At 63.0% G+C, this 26,993-nt stretch carries 26 protein-coding genes; 8 read left to right on the forward strand and 18 right to left on the reverse strand.

Annotated elements, in window-relative coordinates; genetic code table 11:
• Window positions 1-44: 44 nt before the first annotated feature.
• The 3 genes from HF916_RS40290 to HF916_RS40300 all read right to left on the reverse strand — a co-directional run bounded on the left by HF916_RS40290 (window position 45) and on the right by HF916_RS40300 (window position 3,806).
• A complete protein-coding gene (locus HF916_RS40290) occupies window positions 45-974 on the reverse strand; it encodes an ABC transporter permease (protein ID WP_012433315.1) in 930 nt (309 codons plus the stop codon).
• A 44-nt stretch (window positions 975-1,018) separates the two neighbouring features.
• On the reverse strand, window positions 1,019-2,125 hold the full coding sequence (locus HF916_RS40295; RefSeq protein ID WP_168794277.1) for an ABC transporter permease: 1,107 nt from the start codon (window positions 2,123-2,125) through the stop codon (window positions 1,019-1,021).
• Between the two features lie 79 nt (window positions 2,126-2,204).
• Window positions 2,205-3,806, reverse strand: coding sequence for an ABC transporter ATP-binding protein (locus tag HF916_RS40300; protein ID WP_168794278.1), 1,602 nt, complete (start codon window positions 3,804-3,806; stop codon window positions 2,205-2,207).
• A 251-nt stretch (window positions 3,807-4,057) separates the two neighbouring features.
• On the opposite strand from HF916_RS40300, the gene HF916_RS40305 reads away from it, so the two are divergent.
• Window positions 4,058-4,990, forward strand: a complete 933-nt coding sequence (locus HF916_RS40305) for a LysR substrate-binding domain-containing protein (RefSeq protein ID WP_168794279.1) — start codon at window positions 4,058-4,060, stop codon at window positions 4,988-4,990.
• Between the two features lie 69 nt (window positions 4,991-5,059).
• Here HF916_RS40305 and HF916_RS40310 read toward each other — a convergent pair whose 3' ends face one another.
• Window positions 5,060-6,457, reverse strand: a complete 1,398-nt coding sequence (locus HF916_RS40310) for an 8-oxoguanine deaminase (protein WP_168794280.1) — start codon at window positions 6,455-6,457, stop codon at window positions 5,060-5,062.
• 540 nt (window positions 6,458-6,997) lie between these two features.
• Between HF916_RS40310 and uraH the strand changes: the two genes are divergently transcribed.
• From uraH to HF916_RS40330, 4 genes are all read left to right on the forward strand, one after another.
• On the forward strand, window positions 6,998-7,351 hold the full coding sequence (uraH, locus tag HF916_RS40315) for a hydroxyisourate hydrolase (RefSeq protein ID WP_168794281.1): 354 nt from the start codon (window positions 6,998-7,000) through the stop codon (window positions 7,349-7,351).
• A 338-nt stretch (window positions 7,352-7,689) separates the two neighbouring features.
• On the forward strand, window positions 7,690-8,883 hold the full coding sequence (locus HF916_RS40320; protein ID WP_168794282.1) for a urate hydroxylase PuuD: 1,194 nt from the start codon (window positions 7,690-7,692) through the stop codon (window positions 8,881-8,883).
• Between the two features lie 271 nt (window positions 8,884-9,154).
• Window positions 9,155-9,421, forward strand: a complete 267-nt coding sequence (locus HF916_RS40325; protein ID WP_168794283.1) for a helix-turn-helix domain-containing protein — start codon at window positions 9,155-9,157, stop codon at window positions 9,419-9,421.
• On the forward strand, window positions 9,418-10,767 hold the full coding sequence (locus HF916_RS40330; protein ID WP_168794284.1) for a type II toxin-antitoxin system HipA family toxin: 1,350 nt from the start codon (window positions 9,418-9,420) through the stop codon (window positions 10,765-10,767). The genes HF916_RS40325 and HF916_RS40330 overlap by 4 nt, the downstream gene beginning before the upstream one ends.
• A 117-nt stretch (window positions 10,768-10,884) precedes the next feature.
• Here the strand turns inward: HF916_RS40330 and HF916_RS40335 are convergent, their stop codons facing one another.
• From HF916_RS40335 to HF916_RS40380, 10 genes are all read right to left on the reverse strand, one after another.
• A complete protein-coding gene (locus tag HF916_RS40335) occupies window positions 10,885-11,397 on the reverse strand; it encodes an ureidoglycolate lyase (RefSeq protein WP_168794285.1) in 513 nt (170 codons plus the stop codon).
• Window positions 11,394-12,407, reverse strand: coding sequence for an allantoicase (gene alc / locus HF916_RS40340; RefSeq protein ID WP_168794286.1), 1,014 nt, complete (start codon window positions 12,405-12,407; stop codon window positions 11,394-11,396). Before alc ends, HF916_RS40335 begins: the two co-directional genes overlap by 4 nt.
• Window positions 12,408-12,479: 72 nt before the next feature.
• A complete protein-coding gene (uraD, locus tag HF916_RS40345) occupies window positions 12,480-13,001 on the reverse strand; it encodes a 2-oxo-4-hydroxy-4-carboxy-5-ureidoimidazoline decarboxylase (protein WP_168794287.1) in 522 nt (173 codons plus the stop codon).
• A complete protein-coding gene (gene puuE / locus HF916_RS40350) occupies window positions 12,998-13,948 on the reverse strand; it encodes an allantoinase PuuE (RefSeq protein WP_168794288.1) in 951 nt (316 codons plus the stop codon). The genes uraD and puuE overlap by 4 nt, the downstream gene beginning before the upstream one ends.
• A gap of 239 nt (window positions 13,949-14,187) precedes the next feature.
• A complete protein-coding gene (locus tag HF916_RS40355; protein ID WP_168794289.1) occupies window positions 14,188-15,054 on the reverse strand; it encodes an aspartate/glutamate racemase family protein in 867 nt (288 codons plus the stop codon).
• Between the two features lie 26 nt (window positions 15,055-15,080).
• Window positions 15,081-16,562: an NCS1 family nucleobase:cation symporter-1 gene (locus HF916_RS40360; protein WP_168794290.1), complete on the reverse strand. Its 1,482-nt coding sequence runs from the start codon at window positions 16,560-16,562 to the stop codon at window positions 15,081-15,083.
• A 334-nt stretch (window positions 16,563-16,896) separates the two neighbouring features.
• Entirely contained in the window at window positions 16,897-17,637 is a 741-nt protein-coding gene (locus HF916_RS40365) for a GntR family transcriptional regulator (RefSeq protein ID WP_106285568.1), read from the reverse strand.
• A gap of 314 nt (window positions 17,638-17,951) precedes the next feature.
• Entirely contained in the window at window positions 17,952-18,878 is a 927-nt protein-coding gene (ldcA, locus tag HF916_RS40370) for a muramoyltetrapeptide carboxypeptidase (RefSeq protein ID WP_168794291.1), read from the reverse strand.
• A 28-nt stretch (window positions 18,879-18,906) separates the two neighbouring features.
• Window positions 18,907-19,572, reverse strand: a complete 666-nt coding sequence (tadA, locus tag HF916_RS40375) for a tRNA adenosine(34) deaminase TadA (RefSeq protein ID WP_431311442.1) — start codon at window positions 19,570-19,572, stop codon at window positions 18,907-18,909.
• Window positions 19,573-19,637: 65 nt separating this feature from the next.
• Window positions 19,638-20,039 (reverse strand): DnaJ family domain-containing protein, encoded by a 402-nt coding sequence (locus HF916_RS40380; RefSeq protein ID WP_168794293.1) that lies wholly within the window; start codon window positions 20,037-20,039, stop codon window positions 19,638-19,640.
• A gap of 262 nt (window positions 20,040-20,301) precedes the next feature.
• Here HF916_RS40380 and HF916_RS40385 point away from each other — a divergent pair, with 262 nt between their 5' ends.
• Window positions 20,302-20,535, forward strand: a complete 234-nt coding sequence (locus HF916_RS40385) for a hypothetical protein (RefSeq protein WP_168792183.1) — start codon at window positions 20,302-20,304, stop codon at window positions 20,533-20,535.
• 44 nt (window positions 20,536-20,579) lie between these two features.
• Here HF916_RS40385 and HF916_RS40390 read toward each other — a convergent pair whose 3' ends face one another.
• Entirely contained in the window at window positions 20,580-21,185 is a 606-nt protein-coding gene (locus HF916_RS40390) for a 2'-5' RNA ligase family protein (RefSeq protein WP_168794294.1), read from the reverse strand.
• A gap of 333 nt (window positions 21,186-21,518) precedes the next feature.
• Between HF916_RS40390 and HF916_RS40395 the strand changes: the two genes are divergently transcribed.
• Together HF916_RS40395 and HF916_RS40400 are read left to right on the forward strand one after the other, a co-directional pair.
• Window positions 21,519-22,727: a putative DNA modification/repair radical SAM protein gene (locus HF916_RS40395; RefSeq protein ID WP_168794295.1), complete on the forward strand. Its 1,209-nt coding sequence runs from the start codon at window positions 21,519-21,521 to the stop codon at window positions 22,725-22,727.
• Between the two features lie 9 nt (window positions 22,728-22,736).
• Window positions 22,737-24,206 (forward strand): UdgX family uracil-DNA binding protein, encoded by a 1,470-nt coding sequence (locus tag HF916_RS40400; RefSeq protein ID WP_168794296.1) that lies wholly within the window; start codon window positions 22,737-22,739, stop codon window positions 24,204-24,206.
• Between the two features lie 224 nt (window positions 24,207-24,430).
• Here HF916_RS40400 and HF916_RS40405 read toward each other — a convergent pair whose 3' ends face one another.
• From HF916_RS40405 to HF916_RS40415, 3 genes are all read right to left on the reverse strand, one after another.
• Complete coding sequence (locus HF916_RS40405; protein ID WP_168794297.1) at window positions 24,431-24,946, reverse strand: Ohr family peroxiredoxin; 516 nt, start codon at window positions 24,944-24,946, stop codon at window positions 24,431-24,433.
• Window positions 24,947-24,969: 23 nt separating this feature from the next.
• Complete coding sequence (locus HF916_RS40410) at window positions 24,970-25,725, reverse strand: SDR family oxidoreductase (protein WP_168794298.1); 756 nt, start codon at window positions 25,723-25,725, stop codon at window positions 24,970-24,972.
• Window positions 25,726-25,977: 252 nt separating this feature from the next.
• Complete coding sequence (locus HF916_RS40415; RefSeq protein ID WP_168794299.1) at window positions 25,978-26,988, reverse strand: LysR family transcriptional regulator; 1,011 nt, start codon at window positions 26,986-26,988, stop codon at window positions 25,978-25,980.
• Window positions 26,989-26,993: the final 5 nt, after the last annotated feature.

Below are 26,993 nucleotides of genomic sequence, written 5' to 3' on the forward strand. Positions count from 1 at the left end.
TGTCGTGTTTATCGAATGATGTGAAACGTGGGGTCGATGGTCGGTCAGCCCGCCGAGAAAAACGGTTTGCCCAGCGATGCCGGCGCATTCAGACGGATCGTGTTCGGATTGCGCGAGATCAGCACCAGCACGACGACCGTCGCGACGTACGGCAGCATCGCGAGGAATTGCGTCGGCACCGGCACGCCGATCGCCTGGGCGTAGAACTGCAGGCCGGTCACGGCGCCGAACAGCAGAGCGCCGATCAGCAGACGCCCTGGGCGCCACGTCGCGAACACGACCAGCGCGAGCGCGATCCAGCCGCGGCCCGAGGTGAGCTGCTCCTGCCACAGGTGCAGATTGACGATCGAGTAGTAACCGCCCGCGAGCCCGGCCATGCCGCCGCCGAACGCCACCGCGCCGTAGCGCACGCCGATCACCGGAAAGCCGACCGAGTGCGCCACCTGCGGCGATTCGCCAACCGAGCGCAGCACGAGTCCCGCGCGCGTGCGGTACAGGAACCAGCCGATCACCGCGAACATCAGGAACGCGAGGTAGTCGAGCGGCGTGAGGCTGAAAAACGCGGGCCCGAGCACCGGAATCTTCGAAAGACCGGGAATGGTCCACGTGTCGATGGTCGCGCGCACCGCCGCCGACGTATAAGGCTTGCCGACATACGCCGAGAGGCCGATGCCGAAGATCGTCAGCGAGAGGCCGGTGGCGACCTGATTGGCGAGCATGGTGAGCGTGAGAAACGCGAACAGCAGCGACATGGCAAGACCGGCGCCGATCGCGGCGAGCACGCCGAGCCACGGGCTGCCGGTGATCGCGGTGACCGCGTAGCCGGTCACGGCACCCATCAGCATCATGCCTTCGACGCCGAGGTTGAGGACGCCCGATTTCTCGGTGACGAGTTCGCCCGCACCCGCGAACATCAGCGGAATCGCGGCGGTGACGGCGCTCGAGGTGAGCGAGCTGGCTTGTTGAATGTCCATTTGGATCCGGCGCAAAAATCAGTGAACGATAAGCAGTGAGCGAGTCAGTGAACCGGGGCGGCCAGCGTACGGCGGCGCACACGGTAGTTCACGAACAGGTCGGCACCCAGCAGGCAGAACAGCAACAGCCCCTGGAACACGCCGGAAAGCGCCTGCGGCAGTTGCATCGAGGTCTGCACCGCTTCGCCGCCGAGATACAGCAGCGCCATCAGCAGGCTCGCGAGCACGATGCCGAGCGGATGCAGCCGTCCCACGAATACGACGATGATTGCCGTGAAGCCATAACCCGGCGACCACGTTGCCTGCAACTGGCCGATCGGACCGGAAATCTCGCCCATGCCGGCGAGACCCGCGAGGCCACCGCTGATGAGCAGCGACGTCCAGATCGTCTTCTTGTCCGAGAAGCCGGCGTAGCGCGCGGCGAGCGGCGCGAGACCGCCGACGTTCATGCGGTAGCCCGCGAAGCTCTTGCGCATGAAGATCCACACGAGCGGAATCGCGATCAGCGTGACGAACACCGAGGCGTTCAGACGCGTGCCGCGCAGCCATTTCCAGTGCCAGTCGCCGGAGAAGGTCGGATAGAGCGCGTCGCCGCTGAACATCTCCGAGAGCGGGAAATTCATGCCTTGCGGGTCGCGCCACGGGCCGCTCACCAGGTAGATCAGCAGTTGCGTGGCCACATACGTGAGCATCAGGCTGACGAGAATCTCGTTGGTGTTGAAGCGGCTTTTGAGCAGCGCCGGAATCGCCGCCCACGCCATGCCGCCGAGCACGCCGGCGATCATCATGGTCGGCAGAATCCACCAGCCGGTGGCCTGGTCGAAATAGATCGCGACGCCGCTCGCGGCGATGCCGCCCAGCAGCATCTGCCCTTCGGCGCCGATGTTCCAGACGTTGGCGCGATAGCCGATGGCAAGACCCAGGCCGATCAGGCACAACGGCGACGCCTTCAGCAGCAGTTCGGACCAGCCGTTCACGCTGGACAGCGGCTCGATGAAAAACGCGTGCATGGCTTGCAGCGGATCGCGGCCGACGAGGCTGAAGATCAGAAAGCCGATCGCGAGCGTGAGCAACGCGGCGATCAGCGGCACGGCGATCTGCATGGTGCGCGAGGGCGTCGTGCGTGCTTCGAGTCGATACGGAAGAATCATGGGTAGCGTGTGCTTATCTGGGTTCTAGTTCTGGTTTTGATGCCGGGCGACGTCACGCGGTTTTGCGCGCGACGCCGGCTCAGGCATGCGTCGGCTGGTCCGCCGAAGGCGCCGAGCCCTCGCGGTCGCCGAACAGGCCCGCCATCCAGCGGCCGATTTCCTCAGCGTTGGTCGCCCCCGTGGCGCGCACCGGCGAGAGTCTGCCGCCTGCGAGCACCGCGATGCGATCGCAGATGTCGAATAACTCTTCTAACTCCTCCGAGATCACTAGAATCGCCACGCCGCGCGCCGACAGATCGAGCAACTGCTGGCGAATGAACGCCGCCGCGCCGACGTCGACGCCCCACGTGGGCTGCGCGACCACCAGCACCTTGGGCGCCTGCAGAATCTCGCGGCCCATGATGTATTTCTGCAAATTGCCGCCCGACAGACTTTGCGCGAGCGCTTCGGAGCCGCCGCAGCGCACGTCGAAGGCGTCGATGCAGCGCTTCGCAAACGCGCGCATCACACCGGCCTTGATCCAACCCGAACTCACCATCTGCTGACGATGCGCGGTGAGCAGCGCGTTTTCCGACAACGTCATGGCCGGCACCGCGCCGCGGCCGAGGCGCTCTTCCGGCACGAAGCCGAAGCCGAGCGCGCGCCGCCCGCCCGCGCAGAGGCGCCCGGCCGCCCTGCCGCAAATCGTGACCGTGTCGGCGCGCACGCCGCGCTTTTCGCCCGACAGCGCCGACAGCAGTTCCGCCTGCCCATTACCCGAGACGCCCGCGATGCCGAAGATTTCGCCCGCATGCACGCCGAACGACACGTCACGCAGCGAGGTGCCGAACGGGTCGTCGCTTTCCACCGAGAGGTGCTTCACGTCGAGCAGCACCGCGCCCGGATTGTGTTCGCGCCGCGTGTAATCCGGCAGCGAATGGCCGACCATCAGTTGTGCGAGCGACGCATGGGTTTCGCCCTTCGGCTTCACATGCCCGGTCACGCGGCCGCCGCGCATCACCGTCGCGGCGTCGCACAGTTCCTGGATTTCGTCGAGCTTGTGGCTGATGTAGAGGATGCTGCAGCCTTCGGCGGCCAGCCGCCGTAGCGTCGCGAACAGCTTGCGGACCGCTTGCGGTGTCAACACGGAGGTCGGCTCGTCCATGATCAGCAGGCGCGGGTTCTGCAGCAGGCAGCGCACGATCTCGACGCGTTGCCGCTCGCCCACGGTCAAGCTATGCACGTGACGCTGCGGATCGATATCGAGGCCGTAGTCGGCCGAGACTTCGCGGATGCGCTTGGACAGCGTCTTCAGATCGAACGGTTCGTCGAGCGCGAGCGCGATGTTTTCGCCGACCGTGAGCGTCTCGAACAGCGAAAAGTGCTGGAACACCATGCCGATGCCCAACTTGCGCGCCGCCGCCGGGTTGGCGATCTCGACCGTCTGACCTTCCCAGCGGATCTCGCCGGCGTCGGGCCGCACCGCGCCGTAGATGATTTTCATCAGCGTGCTTTTGCCGGCGCCATTCTCGCCGAGCACGGCATGGATTTCGCCCGGCGCGACGATCAACGTGACGTCGTCGTTGGCTCGCACGGCCGGGTATTGTTTGGTGATGCCCTGAAGCATCAACCGGGGCGCCGCCTGTTCCGGCCTGTCTGCCGGCTGCGCGGCGGCGCCGTCGCTATAAGAAGAGTCGCTCATGTGATTCCGTAGTACGTCAGTGACTGCCGGTTACAGCGCGTCCGTCCACCTTGCCGGCGGCCGATCCGTCACCACAACCGGATGACAATACCTAATTCGACCCAGTCAGTCGAGCCGCCAAAATTCCCCGCAAACCCGCGCCGCAGCGCGCTCTGCGGGTATCCCACTCTTGACGCGGCGTCACGTTCATATTAAAACGCATATATACCCACGCCCGTTCGATCAGCCAGAACATATATTTCGGAGAAGTCATGAGTCAGCAACGCGAGGCGATCGATACGTACCTATTACGCGTCTTGCACACCCTGTTGATGGAACGCAGCGTCACGCGCGCGGCCGTCAAACTGAATCAATCGCAACCCGCCATCAGCGCGGCGCTGCGCCGTTTGCGCGACATCACCGGCGACCCGCTGCTGGTGCGCGGCAAATCCGGCATGGTGCCGACGGAATACGGCTTGCGCCTGCTCGAACCGGTGCAGAACGCGCTGCGCGAGATCGAACGCATCAAGTTCCAGCAGCACAACTTCGATCCGGCCACGTCCATCCGTTGCTATCGGATCGGCTGTCCGGACTACCTGAACGTGCTGTTCGTGCCGACGGTGGTCGAGCGCTTTCGCCAGGCCGCGCCGAACGCGACGCTCGAGTTTCACTCGCTGGGGCCGGCGTTCGACTACGAACTCGCGCTCGAGGACGGCAAGCTCGACACCGTGGTCGGCAACTGGCCGGAGCCGCCCGAGCAGTTGCACCTGTCGAACCTGTTCGTCGATCAGATCGTCTGCCTGATGAGCAACACGCATCCGTTCGCCAAACGCGGCGGCCTCACGCTCGACCAGTACCTGAATGCGCCGCATCTCGCGCCTACTCCTTATTCGGTGGGCCAGCGCGGCGCGATCGACGTGCATCTCGCGCGCGAGCGGTTAAAGCGTCATGTGGTCGTGACGTTGCCGTACTTTAATCTGGCGCCGTACGTGCTGATCAAGTCCGATCTGATCTTCACGACGACTCGCCTCTTTGCCGATTACTACGCCAAGTTCCTGCCGCTCACAGTCGTGCCCGCGCCGCTCGATTTCCCGCCGATGCAGTACTACCAGTTGTGGCACGAGCGCGTGCATTACTCCGATGAAGTGCGCTGGCTGCGCAGTCTGGTCGCCGAAGCGACCAAGACGTTGATCGAAAAGCCTTGAGTTTTTGCTTTGCGGGTTATCGGCGGCCAGTGCATGCGCGGCGGCCGCCGATAACCACGCTCTTTTCCGTTACGCCGCTGCTTCGTAAAGCGTCTTCGCCAACCGGTTGTGCTGTTCGATGACCTGTCCGAGTTCCAGCGTCGTCAACTGCCCTTCTTTCACGACCACCCTGCCGCCGATCACGCTGTAGCTCACTTGCGACGGCGCACAGAACACGAGTGCCGCGACCGGGTCGTGCAACGCGCCCGCGAAGAGCGGCTGGCGCAGGTCGAACGACACGAAATCCGCCGCCATGCCGGGCGCCAGCGCGCCGATGTCGTCACGATTGAGCACCTTCGCGCCGCCCAGCGTCGCGATCTCCAATGCCTCACGTGCGGTCATCGCATCCGGCCCGAAACCGACGCGTTGCAGCAATAAAGCCTGACGCACTTCGGCAACCATCTGCGCGCCATCGTTCGACGCCGAACCGTCGACGCCCAAGCCCACCGGCACACCCGCCAAACGCATGCGCTTCACCGGCGCGATGCCCGACGCGAGCCGCATGTTCGAACACGGACAATGCGCGACGCCGGTGCCGGTGCGCGCGAACAGGTCGATGCCCGCGTCGTCGAGTTGCACGCAGTGCGCATGCCATACATCGTGTCCGACCCAGCCGAGGTCTTCCGCATATTCCGCCGGCGTCATGCCGAACTTCTCGCGGCTATATGCGATGTCATTGACGTTCTCCGCCAGGTGCGTATGCATCGACACGCCGTAATGCCGCGCCATCACCGCCGACTCACGCATCAGATCGCGGCTCACCGAGAACGGCGAGCACGGCGCGACCACCACGCGCAGCATCGCGTAACGCCCTTCGTCGTGGTACGTCTCGATCAGGCGCTGCGTGTCCTTCAGAATGTCGGCTTCACGTTCGACCACCGAATCCGGCGGCAGGCCGCCGTCTTTCTGCCCCACGCTCATGCTGCCGCGTGCCGCATGAAAACGCATGCCGATCCGGCGCGCCGCGGCGATGCTGTCGTCGAGCCGGCTGCCGTTCGGATAGATATACAAATGGTCGCTGGAAGTCGTGCAGCCGGACAGCAACAGCTCGGCCATCGCCGTCAGCGTCGAGACTTCGATCATCTCCGGCGTGAGGTTCGCCCACACCTTGTAGAGGTTGGTCAGCCAGCCGAACAGTTCGGCGTTCTGCGCGGCGGGAATCGCGCGCGTGAGGCTCTGATACATGTGATGGTGCGTGTTCACGAGGCCGGGGATCACCAGATGACCGCGCATGTCCAGCACTTCGTCGGCGGTTTGCGGCAGATCCGCTGTCGGTCCGACCGCAACGATGCGGTTGTCCTCGATATACAGGCCGCCGTCGCGCAGTTCGCGCCGGGCGCCGTCCATCGTGACCAGCACGTCCGCGTGCTTCACCAGCATCGTTTTTTTGGGCTTATTCGTTTGATTAGCCGCTTGTTCCATCGTCATTCGTTTCTCCGCTTCATTGCTTCCGTGCAAAGCCGTTCGAACGCGATGTGACGGCGCGCTACCGTGCCGCCGCGTCCCGTCGAACGCCGTTGGCCCGGTTACCCAGCGTGCTTCCGCCGTCTTCGGGGTGTGCGCCGCGGCTGAATCGTCGTCGATTCGCGTTTGCTGCAACGCACAGACGTAACCTTCGACGGCCAAAATAATGCTGGCAACTCACGCCAATGCGATACCCAACTTCACGCCGTCGATATAGTGGGCCTTTTTTGGCGCCGGTACGATCCACCGGTAAGGCAAATGCGCTGTAATAGTCGAAAGAATCGAGTCTTTGCGGCTTTCAGCAGGCTGTCCGTCATGCGCCAGCTATTATCTTTCCTATCTCGCGCGCGCTGAACGGAACATCCTTTTTACAATGGCTGTCACGGCGCTCGCTTCAATTTCGCCGACGGGTATGTAGCCACTGACGTGGAGCCTCGATCCGCCGCAAACGTATCTGGATCGGGCTGCCGCCGAAACCTCGCATTCACATAAGGAAAATTGCGAATGGGAAAGCTCACTACCCATGTGCTCGACACCGCGAACGGCCGTCCCGGCGCGGGCATCAAGGTCGAACTCTTCGCGCTCTCCGGCGATACGCGCCGCGCGCTCAAAACCACTACCACCAATGACGACGGCCGCTGCGACCAGCCGCTGCTCGAAGGCAACGCACTAGTCGCGGGCGAATACGAACTCGTGTTCGGCGCCGGCGACTACTTCGCGTCGATCGGCACGAAGGTGCCGGAGCCGCGCTTCGTCGATCGCGTCGTGTTGCGCTTCGGCGTGGCCGATGCTGGCGCGCACTATCACGTGCCGCTGCTCGTGTCGCCGTGGTCGTACAGCACGTATCGCGGCAGCTAAGGAGACATCTGCCGCGAGGTGTTGGAAAGAGGTTGAAGGAAGCGAGGTCGAGTTCGCGCAGCATGACGATCGCGCTCGATTGCATTGCGCAGATGCTCACGGAGACACGCACGAGCACCCGCGAAACGCAATCGAACGCACGCGGCTCGACCCGATTCGAACCCAACCCGACCAACCGGACGAGCCAATAAAAAACGGCGCCGTGCGAACTGAGCGCATCGCGTCTTCACCCCGCAGTCTGCGCAGCGACGTGCTGCCCTGCCATCGACCCGTCAGCCGGGTATCAGAAGGCACATAACGTCGCTGCGTGTACAACGAATCAGAAGTGGAGGAGTTTCATGGAAGGCTTTATCACAGACTGGTTGAATCTGGCGATTCGCTGGTTTCACGTCATCGCCGCGATTGCATGGATCGGCGAATCGTTTTATTTCGTCGCGCTCGACAACAGCCTGAAACCACCAACGGACCCGAACCAGCGCAAGCGCGGCGTGTTCGGCGAACTGTGGCACGTGCACGGCGGCGGCTTCTACAACATGCAGAAGTACACCGTCGCGCCGCCGGAAATGCCGGACGATCTGCACTGGTCGAAGTGGCCGTCGTACACCACGTGGCTGTCGGGCTTCGGTCTCTTCACCGTGCTGTATCTGTTCTCGCCGACCACTTACCTGATCGACAGGAACGTGCTGGATATGGGCCCGGTGGTCGCTGTCGCCTCGGCGCTCGGCTTCCTCGCCGCTGGTTGGATCGTGTACGACTCGCTGTGCCGCATTCTCGGTAACAAGGATAAGGTGCTCGGGATCTGCGTCGGCGTGTACGTGCTGATCGCGGCGTGGCTCGCATGCCATATCTTCGCGGGCCGCGCGGCTTATCTGATCATGGGCGCGATGCTGGCCACGATCATGTCGGCCAACGTGTTCTTCGTGATCATTCCGGGCCAGCGCAAGATGGTCGACGCGATGCTCAAGGGCGAGACGCCGAACCCGATCTACGGCAAGCGCGGCAAGCAACGCTCGGTGCACAACACGTATTTCACGTTGCCGGTGGTGTTCGCGATGCTGTCGAACCACTACGCGATGACCTATACGCATCCGTACAACTGGGCCGTGCTGCTGGTCATCATGCTGGCCGGCGCGCTGATCCGTCAGTTCTTCGTGATGCGTCACCGTGGCCAGGTGCTGTGGTATCTGCCGCTGGTGGGCATCGCGCTGATGTTCGTCGCCCTCTTCTGGACCATGCCGAAACCGATCGTGCCGCAAGCGCAAGCGGCGAACGCGCCGACGGTCAAGGTGGCCGACATCGTGCCGGTGCTGCAACAGCGCTGCGTGGCTTGCCACTCCGCACATCCGACGATGATGGGCAGCGCCCCGGCCGGCGTGCTGCTGGATACGCCGGATGAAATCTCGCAGAACGCGCAGCGGATCTATCAGCAAGCGGTGACGTTGAAGGCCATGCCGCTTGGCAACGTGACACACATGACCGACGACGAGCGCATGAAGATCGCCGCATGGTTCCAGGGTGGCGCAGTGAAGTAATGGTTTTGCCGGGCATTACTGCCCGGCGTGGCGATGGATGAAGCAATGTGAAGCGGGCTTTTCGCGCAAGCGGGAAGCCCGCTTTTGTTTGCGCTCGTTCCTGGTGTCGGCTCTTTAAGGCTGGGCCTGGATATTTCGTAGCCCACGAGCTACAAAATATCCAAATTCGATCAAATTGTAGCCCGAGAGGCACAAATCTCATAATCAGTTTTGTGTCTCGTGGGCTACAATAATGAACGAATCCATCAAAATTGACGCCCTAGGGCTACAAATGACCAATCTCGCCGATGTCTCAGACATGCTGAAAGCCGTACGCCGCGAAAGCAATCTGTCGCAAGAGGAGTTCGCGCGCCGGGCGGGCGTCGCGCGCACCACCGTCGCGCGCATGGAAACGCTCGCGAAAAACGATATGAGCGTGTCCGTGCTCGTGCGCCTGCTCGAAGCAGCAGGCTACGATCTCAAGTTCGTCGCGCATGGGCACGGGCGCACGCTAGAAGATATCCTCGCTGAACAACGCAATCCGGACGCGAACTCATGAGACTCGACGTTCAGGTACTGGGCAAGAACGTCGCCACACTATTTCGCGAGCGCGACGACTACGTCCTCAAATACAACCGCGACGCGAGCGCGGCGGACTTCGTCAGCCTGACCATGCCGGTGCGTGAAGAGACCTGGCGCTGGCCGCGCGACCTGCATCCGTTTTTCCGGCAGAACCTGCCGGAGGGTTACCTGCTGAACCTGATCCGCGAGCAGTTCGGACCGTTGCTCGACGGCACCGACCTGTCGTTGCTCGCCGTAGTCGGCGCCATGGGGATCGGCCGCGTCACCGTGACGCCCGAAGGCGTCGCGCCAGGCACGGAACTGCAAGCGCTCGACGTGCAAGACATTCTGCATGGCGACAACACCGCTGAACATTTCGCGCAACTCGTGCGCGAGTACGCGCGCGCGGCCATCTCGGGCGCCGTGCCGAAGTTCATCGCGCCTCAGGGCGGAACGTCCAGTACGTCCACGCCGATGCCGCTCGGCAAACCCACTATCCGGACGAGTCGCCACATCGTCAAAGGCTCCGACGACAGCACGCCGTTTCTCGGCTTCAACGAGTTCTATTCCATGCGCGTGCTGGAGCGGCTCGGCGTCGCACCGGTCGCGCGCACGCAGATGTCGGACGATGGCCGGGCGCTGATCGTCGAGCGCTTCGACGTCGACGCACAGGGGCTGCCAGCCTATGGTGTCGAAGACATGTGCGGTCTTTTGGGTTTGCCACCACACGAAAAATACAATTCGACCAGCGAGAAAATGCTCAATGCCGCGCGAGCGTATCTGCTCGATCGCGACACCATGCGGCCGCAACTCGAACATCTCGGCTGGCATCTGCTGACGAACTACGTCGTACGCAACGCAGACTGTCATACGAAGAACGTGGCGTTGTTCTATACATCGGTCGACGATGTCGCATTCACGCCCGTCTACGACATCGTCACGACGCAGGCGTACCCGCGTTTCGCGGCCAATCCGCCGGGCTTGCCGATCGACGGCCGCAAAACCTGGGCGGCCGGCAAAACGCTGGAGCGTTTTTTCAATACGCGCATGGGCATCGCGCCGCGGCAATACGCGCAGATGGTCGAGGCGTTGTGCGATTCCGCCGTCGCCGTCGGTCAGGAGTTGATCGAAGCGGCGCGCAACGAACCGCAATGGCACACCGTCGCGAAGCACATGCTTCACGCCTGGGACGACGGCATGGCGTCCTTGCGCTCGCCGAAGAAGAGTCTGCAATTCAAAGGACTCAAACCGGCGATCGAAGCTGCGGGTTTTTCCGCGCCGGAACCGGCGGAACGCGCGCGCGAGGTGATTGGGCGTTCGCCGCTTCTTGGCAAGCGTGGCTAGAAGCGGAACGGCCGAAACGCGCTACGTTTTTGATTCGCCGTCAAAACAAAAGACCCACAGCGTTCAAGCTGTGGGTCTTTCGTACATCGACCTAAGTGCTACGTCAGAGCGATAAACTTAAACAGCCACCGCGCTCAACGCATCTTCCGTAAGCCACAACGGCTCAGCGAGATCCTGCTCATTGAGATTGAGGCCATCCCCGCCACGATCGACGACGATAAAGTCGCTCACGTCGCCCAACGCGATCAGCGGATGGTGCCAGACGCCCTTCGCATAGTTCACGCCCTGCCAGCCGCTCGTCACGAAAGCGCGAATCTTCGACACGTCCAGTTCGCCCGCCGGCGCCACGACCACCAGATACGGCTTGTCGTTCAACGGCACGAACGCCTGGCTGCCGAGCGGATGCCGCTCGAGCATCTTCACTTCGAACGGCAGCGTGCGTGGCTGCCCGCGAAACAGGTTCACGAGCGTGCGGCCGTTCTCGTCGGTGACGTCCACTTTCGCGAGATCGTGAAAGCGGATCGTCGTGCCGAGGTTGATCGGAATCTGCTTCGCGCCTTCGAGTTCGATCACGTCGCCGAACGCGGCGAACGCTTCCTTCGTCAACGGTTCGATCGCGAGCGTTTTCATGATGCGAGCGTGCCCAACAGACGCAGACGCGACACGCCGCCGTCCGGAATGATGTTAAAGCGCACGTGCGTCACCGGACCCAGCGCCGCGATTTCGCTTTCGAAATAGTGCTGGTTGTCCATCTTCAGCTTCTGTTCGCCGAGCAGCACCGGCCAGAACATGGCCTGCGTGATCAGCGAGCTGTCCGTGCCGCCCGTCACGTACGCGGCCTGAATCGAGCAGCGGTCCGGAAAGTTGCCCTTGAAGTGCGCCGTATCGACTTCGATCTTCCTGATGACACCCGGCTGCGCCAGCGCGACGATCGCCCAGTCGTTGCCCGGTTCGCGACGGCGGCGCGTTTCCCAGCCGTCGCCCATATTCACACCGCGGCCCGGCATCAGGATCGTCGACGCAGCGCCGAAGTGCTGGTTGTTCGCCGCGACCAGATATGCGCCGTTTTCCATCGCCGCCAGATCGAACTGCTCCGTGCGGCTCGCGCCGGCCCAGTCCACTTGCGGTTGACCATATACGCGCAGACGCGCGATACCGCCGTCCGGATAGATGTTCACGCGCAGGTGCGTGTACGCGTTCGCGTCGCTGACTTCGTGATAGTGGTGGCTATTGCCTTGCAACGTGGTCGACGGCACGATTTCGGTCCATTGCGTCGACTGGTTCGGCACGCCGTCCACCACACGCGCGGCTTCCACCGACGCCGCCGGCGGGAAGTTGCCCGTGAAGTGGCTGGTGTCGAGATCGAGACCCTTGAGCACCCCCGGGCGCGCCAGTTTCACGACGCACCAGTCATAGCCGTTAGCGCGCTTGCGGCGCGTTTCCCAGCCGTCCATCCACTTGCCGTTGTCGTCGTACTTGCCCGGAATGAAGACGGCCGGCTCCGGATTCAGCATGCGTTCCTTCGGTGCGAAGAAATCGTCGCTGGACTCGAGCGCCTGCGCGCCCAGGCGCGGGTCCGCCAGATTCACATAGCGGCGCGTGAATTCCGGTGCGTTGGGGTCGAGAATCGGGAGTGCCATCTTTGTCTTCCTTAGTGTTAGTCAGTGCTCAAAAAACGTTTCGGTTCGAGTCCAGCGGCGCGCGGCAAAACCTTACGCGTCGATCAGGTCGTCGAGCCGGAAACGTGCGATACGGTAGATCTGATCGAGGCTCGCGCGCAGTTCGTCGGCGCGACTGTTGTTCAAGCGCGCCTCGAAGTTCGCGATGATGCCGTGACGGTCATACCCGCGCACGGCGAGGATGAACGGAAAACCGAATTTCTCGCGATACGCGGCGTTCAGCGCGACCAGTCTGTCGAATTCTTCCTGCGTGCATTGCGCGAGGCCGGCGCCGCTCTGCTCACGCGTGGATTCAGCGGTCAGTTCGCCGCGCACCGCGGCCTTGCCGGCGAGCTCCGGGTGGGCGTTGATCAACGCCAGTTGCTTCTCAACGCCTGCCGTCTCGACGATGTTCGACATCTTGCGATGCAGCTCTTCGATGCTGGTGAAAGGCCGTTGCTGCGCGGCGATTTCCGCGACCCACGGCGAGTGCTCGAAAATGCCCGACAGCGCTGCCACGAACGCGTCGGTCGAGGTGCTGTTGAGTTGGTCCAGAGTGTATTGCATCGCCTTCATGCCGCAGCCCCGCGGTTGTTTTGTTGATAAGGATGATGTTCGCGCCAGTGGCGCGCAATATCGACGCGCCGCGTGACCCACACGCGATCGTGCTGTTCGATATGGTCGAGGAAACGTTGCAGCGCGCGGAAACGCCCAGGGCGTCCGAGCAGACGGCAGTGCATGCCGATCGAAAGCATCTTCGGCGCTTCGTCGCCTTCTTCGTAGAGCACGTCGAATGCGTCGCGCAGGTACGTGAAGAAGTGGTCCGCGGTGTTGAAGCCTTGCGGGCTCGCAAAGCGCATGTCGTTGGTGTCGAGCGTGTACGGCACGATCAGTTGCGGCACTTTCGCGCCGCCTGTCACGTCCACGTCCATCCAGAACGGCAGATCGTCGCCGTAGTAATCCGAGTCGTACAGGAAACCGCCATATTCAGCAACGAGACGCCGCGTGTTGGGGCTGTCGCGGCCGGTGTACCAACCAAGCGGACGCTCGCCCGTCACGCGCTCGATCGCTTCCATGCCGAGGCGCATGTGCTCCGCTTCTTTCTCCGGCGACATGTCCTGATAGTGAATCCAGCGATAACCGTGGCAGGCAATCTCATGCCCGAGTTCGACGAAGGCGCGCGCCAGTTCCTGATGCCGCTCGACCGCCATGCCGACGCCGAACACCGTGAGCGGCAACTTGCGCTTCTCGAATTCGCGCAGGATGCGCCAGACGCCCGCGCGCGAACCGTATTCGTAGATCGATTCCATGCTCATGTGGCGAGCCGGATAAGCCGCGGCGCCGACGATCTCCGACAGAAACTGCTCCGAGCCAGGATCGCCGTGTAACACGCAGTTTTCACCGCCCTCTTCGTAATTCAGGACGAATTGCACTGCGACACGCGCTCGACCCGGCCAGTTTGCCTGCACCGGGTGGCGGCCGTAGCCGATCAGATCGCGTGGGTAGGTCGGGTCGAGTGGCATGGTTTGACGAATGCGTGGTGACGGTACGTAAAAATTCGCGTGGAACTCACGTGGCATGCACGTGGGATTGGCGTGAGCTGGTGGGCTGCGTGCACGTGGCTCACCTAGGCGCGGGTGGAAAAACAACAGAAGCAGTACCGAAAGCAGCAGAAAAAAGCCTTTCAGGCAGCCCGCGCCGAGTTGGACCAGTGTAGCGAAAACACCCGGATGCGCCCATACACCCGGGCAGATAGTGCGTGTCAGACTGAATGTATGTGCGGCCCCGATTCTGTAGTGTTTACCCGCAATAAATCGGCCGTTCCTGCGCTTTCCGGCGCATTTGCGGCGGAAACGACGGTAGAGCCGCGCGGTGCAAGTGGATTCGGATCGGCGTCGGTCGGACTGAAGGACGCCAGCGCGCCGTCGTAGCGCTTGGCCAGCGGCCGCGCGTAATCGCCGCGTTTGGCCGTCGAAAGACGCAGCGCGACCAGCGCCTCGGTCCACTTCACCGCCGCTGTCACGCCCTCGATCACCGGCGCGCCGAGCGCGTCTTCGATTTCCGCGCACAGTTCGGCCATACCTGCGCAGCCGAGCACGATCGCGTCGGAACCGTCTTCCGCGAGCGCACGCCGGCATTCGTCGAGGATGATGCGGCGCGCCGCCGAGCCCGGCTTGTCGAGGTCGAGCACGGCGACGTCGGTGGCGCGCACGTTGCGGCAAAACCGCTTCATGCCGTAGCGCTCGGCGAGGTGCCACGCCATGCCGCACGTGCGCGCCAGCGTGGTTACCACTGAGAAGCCCGGCGCCAGCACGCTGGCTGCATGCATCGCCGCCTCGGCAATGCCGATCACCGGGCCGCGCGCCAGCTCACGCGCGGCGTACAGACCGGGATCGCCGAAGCAGGCGATCACGTAACCGTCGCAGCCTTCACGCTCACCGGCGGCGACTTCCGCGAGCAAGCCCGGCGTGGCGAGCGCCTCGTCGTAATACCCTTCGATCGACGGCGGTCCCATGGTCGGATTCACCGCGATGACTTCGGTGCCCGGCGCGGCGACTTCACGCGCGCAGCGGCACATCGCTTCCGTCATGCGTTGGGTCGTATTCGGGTTGATCAGTTTGATGCGCATATCGACTCCTGTTGCGTCTGCAAAATTCAGCGTGCGAGAACGCGATAGAACAGCGCAGCGAGGCCTGCGCCAATGAACCACGAGAAATTCGCCATGCCGTCGAGCCCGGGCACCATTACGCAAATCACCGCGATCACGGCAGCCGGCAGCAACGCGGCGACCGCCCGGTAGTTGACGCCGTTGCGATACCAGTACGAACCTGTGGGCGCGACCGTGTACAGATCGTCGAGCACGATCTTCTGACGCTTCACCAGATAGTAGTCGACAATCAGGACACCGTACAAAGGTCCGATGAAACTGCCGAGCACGTCGAGCGTGTAGTGAATCACGGCCGGGTTGTTGAACAGATTCCACGGTGTGATGAAAATCGACGCCACCGCCGCGAGCATGCCGCCCATGCGCCAGCTAATGAGGCGCGGCGCCACGTTGGAAAAGTCGAAAGCCGGCGACACGAAATTGGCGACGATGTTGATGCCGATGGTCGCGATCGTGAAGGTCAACGCGCCAAGAATCACGGCGGTCGGATAGTCAATATGGCCCACGGTTTCGACCGGGTCCGTGATCAGCTGGCCGAACACCGGCAGCGTGGCCGCCGTCGTAATCACCGTCACCAGCGAGAAGGCCAGAAAGTTGACCGGCAGCCCCCAGAAGTTGCCGCGCTGCACGCTGCGGAAGCTCTTACCGTAGCGCGAAAAGTCGCCGAAATTCAGCATCGGCCCGGAGAAATACGACACCACCAGCGAGATCGCCGTGATCATCACCGGCACGACCTGCATGCCGTGATATTTGACGCCACCCAGATTGATGCCGATGTTGCGCCACCCTGCGCGATAAACCATGTAGCCCGCGAGGATGAACATCACCACATAGACGGCGGGACCGGCGAAGTCGATGAACTTCTTGATGGTCTCCATGCCGTGCCAGAACACCAGTGCCTGCAACACCCACAGCAGCATGAAACCCGTCCAGCCGAGCGTCGAGAGTCCCATGAAGCCATGATGATGAACATCGGCGTAAGGCAGTAATTGCGGAACGAACTTCAAGACCACGATCACGAGCGCGCTCGACGCCAGATAGGTCTGAATGCCGTACCACGCGACCGCGATCAGGCCGCGAATCACCGCGGGAATATTTGCGCCGAGCACGCCGAAGGTCGCGCGGCACGCCACCGGATACGGCACGCCGTTCGCCTGACTCGGCTTGGCAATCAGGTTGCACAACAGGTTGACGATCGTGATGCCGACCAGCAGCGCGATCAATACCTGCCAGCTCGTCAGGCCGAGCGCGAACAGACTGCCCGCGAACACGTAGCCGCCGACGCTGTGCACGTCCGACATCCAGAACGCAAAGATGTTGTAGGCGCCCCAGGTTTGATGCCGCAACGGCGCGAGATCCTCGTTGTAGAGCCGGTCGCTGTAGCCTGCGGGCATCGACGGTTCGCTGGGCGCGCCGTCGTCTGCATAAGTGGGAATTGCGGGGTTGCCGGGCGCTGCACTGAACTGAGCCATGATTCCTCCTTGGAATAGGGACCATCGATAGCGAATCGAAGGACGTTGCATCGGCCATGCCAGTCGCGCCCGCCTCGTCCGTATGAATCGAGGGGTTTTGACGCGTCTGTCCGGCCGTGCCGCGGATGTCTCCGTACTTGAAGTACTTGTGGTTATCGCACCGCCGGCAGCCGCGAAGTCCGGCGATGCGTTACTACTCGAAGCCCGTCGCCCGGCGGCGGACACGCGTGCACAAGCCGGCAGCGCTCACGCCGAGCCGCCTTGCAACGCTTGATTCGTTCAGTTCAATTCAGTGCGGCGCGCACCGGGAACGGGCGCACGCCGGCCGCCTGCCTTAGCCTGGCGCGGACTTTGTCTTCGATGAATCTCTGGCTGCACCGTTGAGCGCGCCGAACACTTCGTGCAGATCGGCCGCGCCACGTGCGGGGCGGTCCAGCATCTTCAACTCGACGCTTTGCAGATGGCGCGACATCAATGCCGCCGCCTCTTTTGCATCGCCGGCGTCGAGCGCGGCGAGAATGGCTTCGTGGTCCTCGAACGAGCATGGGCTGCGTCCGAGCGACTCGTACAGCGCGGAAATCAGCGTGGAGCGCGCCACCAGACCGTTCAGGCAGTCGCACAGCACAGCGTTGCCGGTGAGTCCCGCCAACTCGGTGTGAAACTCGCCCGACAGACGAATCCACGCCGGAAAATCACGTGTTTCGAACGCTTTGCGTTCCCGGCCGATCATGCTGCCGATGCTCTTCAAACGCCGCATGCCGTGACCGCTGCAAATCTTTTCGACCACCGCCAGCTCGATGATGCGACGCATCTCGAACACTTCGTGGACTTCCTGTAGCGACGGGCTTGCCACGAACGCCCCGCGATTCGGTTCGAGATCGACGAGGTGGTCGGTGGCCAACTGCGCCAGCGCCTGCCGGATCGGCCCGCGCTTCACACCGAATACTTCGCACAACTGTGCTTCTGTCAGCTTGGCGCCCGGCGCGAGCCGATGTTCGAGGATCGCGGCGCGGATGCGCTCGGTGATCGCCTCGGGTTTCAAACTATTCGCGGCGGCGGAGTCTGTGTCGGACATGATGTTCGTCTCGGTATGTTGGTCATCATAGGATGGACATAAAAATTGTCAACAATTTTTGCTTTTAATTTCGACAATCTTCGCGGTGCGGCTGAGCTGGTGGGCCGCCAGCTCGGCCCGCGTGTCCGGTGCTGTCTCAGTATGAGTTTAATTAGGTGAGTCGGGGGTCGTCTATTGGAGGCTGGTTTTGTCAACAAAATCGCTGGACCTTCAGGGGCCGTTCTGTTGGTGGCAGCTTATATGAACTGACCGTTAGTTGCGTTGATGAAGTTAAAAAGAAAGCGGGCAACTGCCCGCCGCCCTCGTCCGCCAGTTCAGGCGATGTATGGATAGCCCGATAAACTCAGTTTGAACCCGTGTGCATCCGCGACGAGATGCGCGTCCGCGCCCATCGGCAGCGTCAGCATATTGCGGACATGCCCGAATTGCAGGCCGGTGACGACCGGAATGCCGATCACCGACCTCACTTGCTCGATCATTGCGTGCAGGTCGTAGCCGTTGTCGTATTCGTAGGGTTTGGCGCCGGAGAAATCGCCCAGCACGAGCGCCTGTTGCTGCGCAAGAATGCCGGACAGGTGCAACTGATAGATCATCCGCTCGACCCGGAACGGTTGCTCGTTGACGTCCTCGACAAACAGGATGCCACCCTGCACCGGTGGCATGTACGGCGTGCCGATCAGCGATGCCAGCACCGCCAGATTGCCGCCCCACAGCATGCCCGAGACGTCGACCGGCTGCGCTTGCGGCGTGTTGTTCGAGACCGTCATGGTCGGCTTCGTCACCGCCGACCAGAAGTGCTGCATGGTGAATTCGCTCAGTTCCTCCGCGCCGAAGTCGCTCATCACCATCGGGCCGCCAAAGGTCTTCACGCCGGCGCGCGCCAGCAGCGCAAGCTGGATCGCGGTGAAATCGCTGTGTCCGACCAGCGCGATCGGCTGATCGGTCAGCCGCCGTTGCAACCCTTCGTAGTCGAGTCCGTGCAGGATGCGCACCGCGCCGTAGCCGCCGCGCACGGCCAGCACGATGTCCGGCAACTTACGCGACGGATCGGCGAGGCGGTTCAGATCGGCCGCGCGCTCGCCATCGGTACCGGCGAAGCGCTGGTAGCGACGCTTCGTCGCTTCCACGCCTTCGACGTGATGCCCCTGCGCATGGAAGCGCTGCAACGCGCGATGCAGCACCTCGGGGTCATGCGGATACCCGGACGGCGCGATCAGTTCGATGGTGCGATGGACGGTCATTGGCAAGACCTGGTTGGATGTTGTTGTTTTAGAGCGACTCAGCCGGGCCCGGTTCGGTGCCCGGTGCGCCGGCTGCGTCGGCCCGTGCCGCCGCGCGTGCTTCGCGGCTCGCGCGCCGCCGTTCGGCAAAGAACGACTTGAGCGCGGCGCCGCATTCATTTTCGAGGACGCCGCCGATCACCGTCGTGTGATGATTCAACAGCGGGTTCGCGAAGGCATCGACGACGCTGCCGCACGCGCCAGTTTTCGGATCGCGCGCCCCGAACACCACCCGGGCGATGCGGGCATGCATGATCGCGCCGGCGCACATCAGGCACGGCTCGAGGGTCACGTAGAGTTCGCAGCCCGGCAGACGGTAGTTCTCGACGGCTTGCGCCGCGGCGCGCAACGCGGCCATTTCCGCATGCGCCGACGGGTCGTGCCCGCCGATCGGATGATTGAAACCCGTCGCAATGACTTCGTCGCCGCGCACGAGGACCGCGCCGACGGGCACTTCGCCGGCGGCGCGCGCCTTTTCGGCGGCGGCTTGCGCCAGCGCCATGAAGCGGCGATCGCGCTCCGAGACTTCGGGGACGGTGGAAGATGCGGGCGGCTCGCCAAGGGCGGGATCTGAACTCGCCGAGGCGGCGGCAAGGCCCGAATCGGTCGCAGCCAATTCAGCGACACCGCTCACTGAGGCTTGGGAACCCAGCACGTTCAGCGCGTTTTGAGACTCGACAGAGTCTGCATCCGGCACGGCGGAGTGGGCAAGCGGCTCGCTCACTGCGAACCCGCGTCTGCCGTATCAAGGTTGCCGGCGCGCTCGGATAGCCGCTCGGCAATGCGCCGGCAGTATTCGCGCGGCAAAACCAGCGGACCGCCACGCAATGATTCAAGTGCCATATCGAGCGCCAGCATGCGCGCCTGGAGACGGCAACGGGTAGCCCGGTCGCTCACGGCATTTAATTCCGCTTGCAGGTCACGCAACGCGCGCAACTGCTCGACAGCGGGCGGCACGAAGCCCGCATTCTTCAAAATCCGGTTGGCGACGCGCACTTCTTCGGGGACCAGAACATCGTCGTCCAGGGACAGCGGCGCGCCTGCGCCCGGTAACTCGTCGAACTCGCCTCGCGCGGCGGCGGCGGCAATACGCTGTTCGACTAACGCATCAAGCAATTTCATCTGCAATCCACTACGTTGCGGCCCAAGCATTCTATCAGGGAGCGCACGATCGTTCCGCTTCTCGAACCGACGAAACCTCCTACGTTTTCAGATTCTGCGTATTTGAGGGATATAGGGCGTGCGCTAGCCTCAGCGATTCGCGGCCGCGCCGCGTGCCGCCCCATTTTCCCCACCGAAACCTGACAAAACACTTTCAGAGAACGACGCGGTAAGCAGCCTTCGCTCACCGCTTCCCAAAGCCACTGACGTTATGAAATCCCGAATGACCAATTCAAGCCGTAACCACGCCATCCTCCCTGTCGACGCCGGCATCAGTCCGCATCCCGCCGCGGACCTCGTGCATCCCGGCAAACACTTTCCAAAACCGTGGCTACGCGCGACGCTAGCCGCCGTGACCCTCTCGCTCGCGCTATCCGGTTGTGGCGTCTTCTGCGGTGGCGCAGGCGGAAGCGGTGGCGGCTTCGCCGGCGGTTGCGCGACCGGCATGCGGTTCTAGCCCGGCGTCCTTCGACACGCCGCCGTCACCCAAGGCAACGCGCGCTATGACTCGGCGCCCGCCAAAGTCCAGCGAGCCAACGCGACATGCCGCGTGCGCCCGAGCAAACTGTGCATCAACGCAAATTCACGCACGTTCCAGCAGACCGGCTCAACGGGACGTGCCGCGGCCCACGGCATCCCGTACGCCAACGTGACGTGCGGGATGTAGTGCGCCGCAGAAGAGACCGCGTGGTCCCCCAAACCGGCGTTCTGCAACGCACGGCCCAAGGCGTCGTGCAGCACGTGCAGGCCAGCGACGCCCTCGCCTCCGCCCAGCACAAGCGGGCCCGGTCGCGGCTTCGACGCAAAGCTGACCGCCGCGTCGAATTCGACGCTAAACGGCTCCATTCTGATCGACGCAGCCGCTTGCATCGCCGCATCGACTCGCTCCTGCGGCAGGCCGCCCGCGAAATTTCCCAAGTGATGCAAGGTGACATGCAGACGGCCCGCTGCAAGCGGCTTACTCCGCGCGCGCGTCTCCCCGCAAAGCTGTTGCGCGAGCTTCGAGATGCTGGCCGCTGTAGCGGCATCGGGAAAGACGGCAAAGAACAGGCCGTCTGTCGGCGTTGGCGGCGCCTCGAGCCCAGGCAGCCAGAGTTGTTCAGGCATGGCGTTCCTGACCGGATAAAGCCGGCATGTCGATGAATCTCCGTTCATTGTGCGGGCTCACCCGCGTACCTGATCCATTCAGACCGCTCGACTGTGCGAGGTTCCACAATCGCCTTGTTATCAAACCCATCGCGACTCTTGAGATAGAGCCCTGCTGCAAGCCAACGCACCACCATTCCGCATACGCCCAATTCCCGTTGTATCGCGTCTGCCCGCCCCCGCTTGTTCGCCGGGCACGCCCCGCAGACAACGCCCGTTTCCCATTAAAAAGCCGCTTGCAGTCACGACTCGCCCACGTACAATACTGTACATCCATACAGTATTGGTGGCAACGTGGAACTGCTCAAAAAGCTGGAAGTATTGGCGGACGCCGCGAAGTACGACGCGTCATGCGCAAGCAGCGGCGCGCCCAAACGCGGCTCGCGCGGCATTGCCGGCCTGGGCGCCAGCACCGGCGCGGGCATTTGCCACAGTTTCACGCCAGACGGGCGCTGCGTCTCGCTGCTGAAAATTCTGCTCACCAATTTCTGTTTGTATGACTGTCAGTACTGCGTCAACCGGCGCTCGAGCAACGTGCCACGCGCGCGCTTCACGCCCGAGGAAGTCGTCGAACTGACGCTGGATTTTTATCGGCGCAATTACATCGACGGACTGTTTCTGAGTTCCGGGATCATTCGGTCATCGAACTACACGATGGAACAGCTCGTGCGCGTCGCGCAGTCGTTGCGTGAGGATCATCAGTTTCGCGGCTATCTTCATCTGAAGACGATACCCGATGCCGATCCGCAATGGATTGCGCAAGCCGGGCGTTATGCCGACCGTTTGAGCGTGAACATCGAACTGCCTACGGACAGAAGCCTCGCGCTGCTCGCACCGGAAAAAAACGTCCGCACCATCAAGCTCGCCATGGGCTCGATCCGTCTTGCGCAGGAAGAGGCGCATAGCGACGCCAAGGCGCCGAAGTTCACGCCCGCGGGCCAGAGCACGCAGATGATCGTCGGCGCGGATCAGACGAACGACAGCACGATCTTGCAGACCGCCGCGACGCTCTACGGAGCGTACAAGCTGAAGCGCGTCTACTACTCCGCCTTCAGCCCGATTCCCGATAGTCCTTCCGCATTGCCGGCTCAGGCGCCGCCGTTGTTACGCGAACACCGGCTGTATCAGGCCGATTTCCTGATGCGCGGCTACGGCTTCAGTGCGGACGAGTTGTTCGAACAACCCGGCAACCTGTCGCTCGACATCGATCCGAAGCTCGCGTGGGCGTTGGCGCATCGCGACCAGTTTCCGGTCGACCTGAACCGCGCGCCGCTGCGCATGATTGCGCGCGTGCCGGGCATCGGCATGCGCAACGCGAAACGCCTGGTCGAGTTACGGCGTTCGCGCCGGGTGCGCTACGAGGACCTCGTACGGCTGCGTTGTCCGCTGGAAAAGATCAAGCCGTTTGTCGTGACGCAAGACTATCGCGCGGCGCTGCATGACACGTCGTCGGCTCGCTTGCGCCGGGTGTTGGCGCCGCCGGTGCAACTGGCGTTGTTGTGAAGCGTCGCAATGCGTTCCATCGTTATCGAAGACCATTTCGCCTCCTGGCGCGCCGCGTCGCTTGGCGCTTTAGCCGAAGGCCTCGCGCCGGAGACGATTGAATGGCGCGTCAAGCAGGAACCTGAGTCGCCGCAAGAGCAGGCGCTGTTCGACTATGGCGCGACGTCCGAGGAAGCAGAGCCTCGATCCACTGCCGTGCATGTTTCGAAGGAACTAGCGGCGCTATTGCAAGACGCCGCGCTGTACCGCGAATCACAGCGCTGGGCGTTTTTGTACAAAGTCCTGTGGCGCTGGCACCACGGCGACCGCGCGGCCGCCTCGCCGGCAGACACAGATGGCGCACGCCTCCATCGCATGGCCAAAAGCGTGCGGCGTGCCAAGCACGACATGATCGCGTACGTGCGGTTTCGCAAGCAGACGTCGGCGTCAGCGGTGCAGACACCCGAATACATCGCCTGGTACGAGCCCGAGCATGATGTGTTGGCGTGGGCCGCGGAACACTTTGCGCAACGCATGGGACGCTCGACCTGGATGATCACGACGCCGCGCGGTGCGGCATTCTGGGACGGTCAGCAACTTCATCTGGAGCAGCGCCGCGCCCTGCCCGGCGACCATCGTTGCGATACCGCGGACGAAGCCGAAACGCTATGGCTCACCTACTACCGCAGCACGTTCAATCCGGCGCGGCTGAACGAAGCGGCGCTCGAACAGCACATGCCGGTACGCTTCTGGAAAGGCTTGCCGGAGGGTCATCTGATCCCCGCCATGATCAGTGAAGCGAAAAGCGGCGCGCGCCGCGTGGCGCAGGCGAGCGGCGTCGGCGCGCTGGCCGGCAAAACCATTCCGATCGAAGCGGACATGGCGCAACCGGCCCGCGACCAACCCTCGTCGCTCGATACTTGCCGGCGTTGCGACCTGTGGCGCAACGCGACGCAAGCTGTCGGGAGTTCGGGGCCAAGCGACGCGCGCATCATGCTGATCGGCGAGCAGCCCGGCGACCAGGAAGATCTGAGCGGTCAGCCGTTCGTCGGGCCGGCGGGGCAATTGCTGGAGACTGCCATGACGCGCGCCGGATTGTCGCGCGAGCAGGTTTATCTGACCAACGCGGTGAAGCATTTCAAATGGGAACCGCGCGGCAAGCGCAGACTGCACAAAACGCCGGGACAGCGTGAGATCGAAGCGTGTTCTTACTGGCTCGAGCGTGAGTTGCACACGGTGCGCCCGGCGGTGATCGTCGCGCTTGGCGCTACGGCGCTCACCGCCTTGCTGCGCGGGAAGGTCAGCCTGAGCGACCATCTCGATGCGCCGTTCGGAGTGCAAGGCGGCTGGGGCATCGCCACCTATCATCCATCGTTCGCGTTACGGCAGCAGGCCGATGCGGACCGCGAGAAAGTACTGGCCGAGATCAGCAACGCACTCATCCGGGCACGTGAGCTGGCCGAATCCGCCACGCCGACTGCCACGAAACAGCAGCAGTGAACAAAAAATGACGCCGCAGCGCCCTCTTCCGTGCTGCTAAACGCTGAATCGATTCCTGCTGGAACGTCGCCGGGCAAAGCAGCGTTGTATCTGGAAACGCGAAAGTACAGTGCCAACAACTTGCGGTCGCGGGCGGCTACTTAGGACCATTCGGCGCATCGAACCGTCCGCATCGATAAATCGCTGCCTGACAAAATCGGCTCACAACGAAAACTCGCGCGACGCTACGACTCTCCGGCGTCGTCCTGCTGCACCAGCGCGACGACATTCCCGATTCCCTGCCGCGCCATCTTGGTGTAAGGGCAAAAGCGTTCGGTGTTGCGGACCAGTTCCTCGGCAACGACCCGCTCGACACCGGGCAATCGAATACGGGTCTCTGCGGTCAGGATGAACAGGCCGTCCATCGGGTCGCGGCCAAAATCGACGGTGACTTGCACCGAGGCACCGGGAATCGGAATGCTCGCCCGTGCCGCAAGCAGACTCAGCACGCCATGAAAGCAGGCCGCGTATCCCGCCGCGAACAACTGCTCCGGATTGGTGCCGCCGCCAGGGCCGCCCAGCGCTTCCGGCAATCGCAGGTGGACGGCGAGATTGCCGTCATCGGAACGGGCGATGCCCGACGCGCGCCCGTGCCCCGCGTCGCCGCCCGTTACGGTAACGGTGGTCGAATACAGCGTTTGAGGGTCTCGCCCGTGATACTTGTCGAGCAGGGTCAGCGGCGGTGGACGCAATGGGGTCATGGCGCGCCTCAACGGCTCGTCGCTTATTTCGCGGCTTGCGTCTGGGCGAACCACGCCTCGAAGTTCATCGTGCCCAGACGCGGATTTGCCCCCGGGACGAGCGTGTCGTCCTGCAACTTTGCGCCGAAGTAGCGGGCTTGCGGGTCTTCGATGACCTTGCGCGAATCGTGAGTCGCCAGGAGGAAACGCTGCACCATCTCCGCGAGCCGAACGCGTTCCGGGCCCGCGATTTCCGCGATGCCGTTGCGCGCTTCGCCGGCGGCAAAGTCCGCAACGGCTGCGGCCACATCGTCCGATGCGATCGGCTGGAAGAATGCCGGAGACAGCCGTATGGTCTGGCCGTCGCTGCCCGATTGCGCGATGCCGCCAAGAAACTCGAAGAACTGGGTCGAATGGACGATCGTGTACGGCACGCCCGATTCGCGGATCAGCTTTTCCTGCGCGATTTTGCCGCGAAAATAGCCGCTTTCCGCGAGCCTGTCGGTGCCGACGACAGACACCGCGACGTGATGCTGTACGCCCGCGGCAATCTCCGCCGCAAACAGATTGCGTCCGGCTGTCTCGAAGAACTCGAGCACGGCGGCATCTTCGAACGACGGTGAGTTGGCCAGATCGACGACGACATTCGCGCCCGTCAGCGCCTCGTTCAGACCTTCGCCAGTGATTGTGTTCACGCCCGATGCGGGCGACGCGGCGACGACCGCATGACCGCGCGCGCGAAGATTCTTGACGACTTTACTGCCGATGAGTCCCGTGCCACCGATCACGACGATCTTCATGATGTCTCTCCATGAGCCTGCACGCGGCTCTCGCGCCGCTGCCAATTGTTCGACTCCGGCTTTGCATCGCGCAACGGATGGTGCGAATAGTGCGGATGGGTCCGCCGGTGCTTTGCCGGACGGGCCGCGATTCACGCGTGCCGTCCGTACAGAAAACATAGTAGGTACGCACTGCGTCATGCGGTAGAGCCGCAGCGGGACGCACCGTGTTGCATGATGAGCATCAATCAACGCAAGGTCGTTCAGATGCCGTCACTCGACCGTCGATAACGACGATCGAGTCGTCATCGACGTCAGACACTGCAGGTCGAGCGCTCGCGTGTGCTCGGTCATGTAGTCGACGAACACGCGGACCCGCGCGGGAAGTTGCTTGCGGCTGAGATAGCAGAGGTAGTGGCCGCCATCTTCCGGCGCGTGCTGCGCGAGACAACTGAGCAATTGCCCGCCGGCCAGCAGGTCGCACACCTGATATGCGGGCAACTGCGCAATACCCAGCCCGTCCAGCACCGCCTGCACGATCAGATCCGGGTCGTTAAATGTGTGCTGCGCAACGGGCTGGCGCCGCTGCAAGAGGCCATCGACCTTGAACTCCCACTCACTGATGCGGCCGGACGCAGCCAGGAAGTTGATGCAGCGATGATCCGCCAGTTCATCGACATGCCGCGGCAACCCGTGTCTTCGTGCATAAGCGGGCGACGCGCAGACGAGCATCTGCATCGGAATCAGCTGGCGCGCCACAATCCCGCTGTCGTCCAAACGCCCGTCGTGAAACGAAACGTCGACGCGATCGGATGTGAAGTCGGCGGGACGATCGTTCAGCAGCAGTTCGAGGGCGATCTCGGGATAGCGCGTATGAAAACCCCGCAGCAGCGGCGCGACGATCTTGCGGCCGAAGCCCGGTGCCGAGACGATGCGCAGATGGCCGCGCGGCGGCCCGTTGCGCAGCTCCCGCATATCTTCCAGCGCCTGGGCGATGCGCTCGATGCCAGGCTGACAGTTCTCATAGAAGAGTTCGCCCTCGCGCGTCAACGACGTGCTGCGCGTTGTGCGCAGGAAGAGGCGCGCGTCGAGCTGGGCCTCGAGTTTCTGCACATTGCGGCTAACGGAGGAACGCCCGATGCCGAGGCGATCGCCCGCGCGGGCAAAGCTGCCTTCGTTCGCAACGGCGAGAAAAGAAACGACGCCGGCGTAGCTGGTCGCAAAACTGCTTGCGAACGGGTCGGCGGCGCTGGCGATGGGGCGGCGTATTGGGTCGTCTGACATGGAAG

It is taken from the genome of Paraburkholderia aromaticivorans (genome assembly GCF_012689525.1).
GTDB classification, from domain to species: Bacteria; Pseudomonadota; Gammaproteobacteria; order Burkholderiales; family Burkholderiaceae; genus Paraburkholderia; species Paraburkholderia aromaticivorans_A.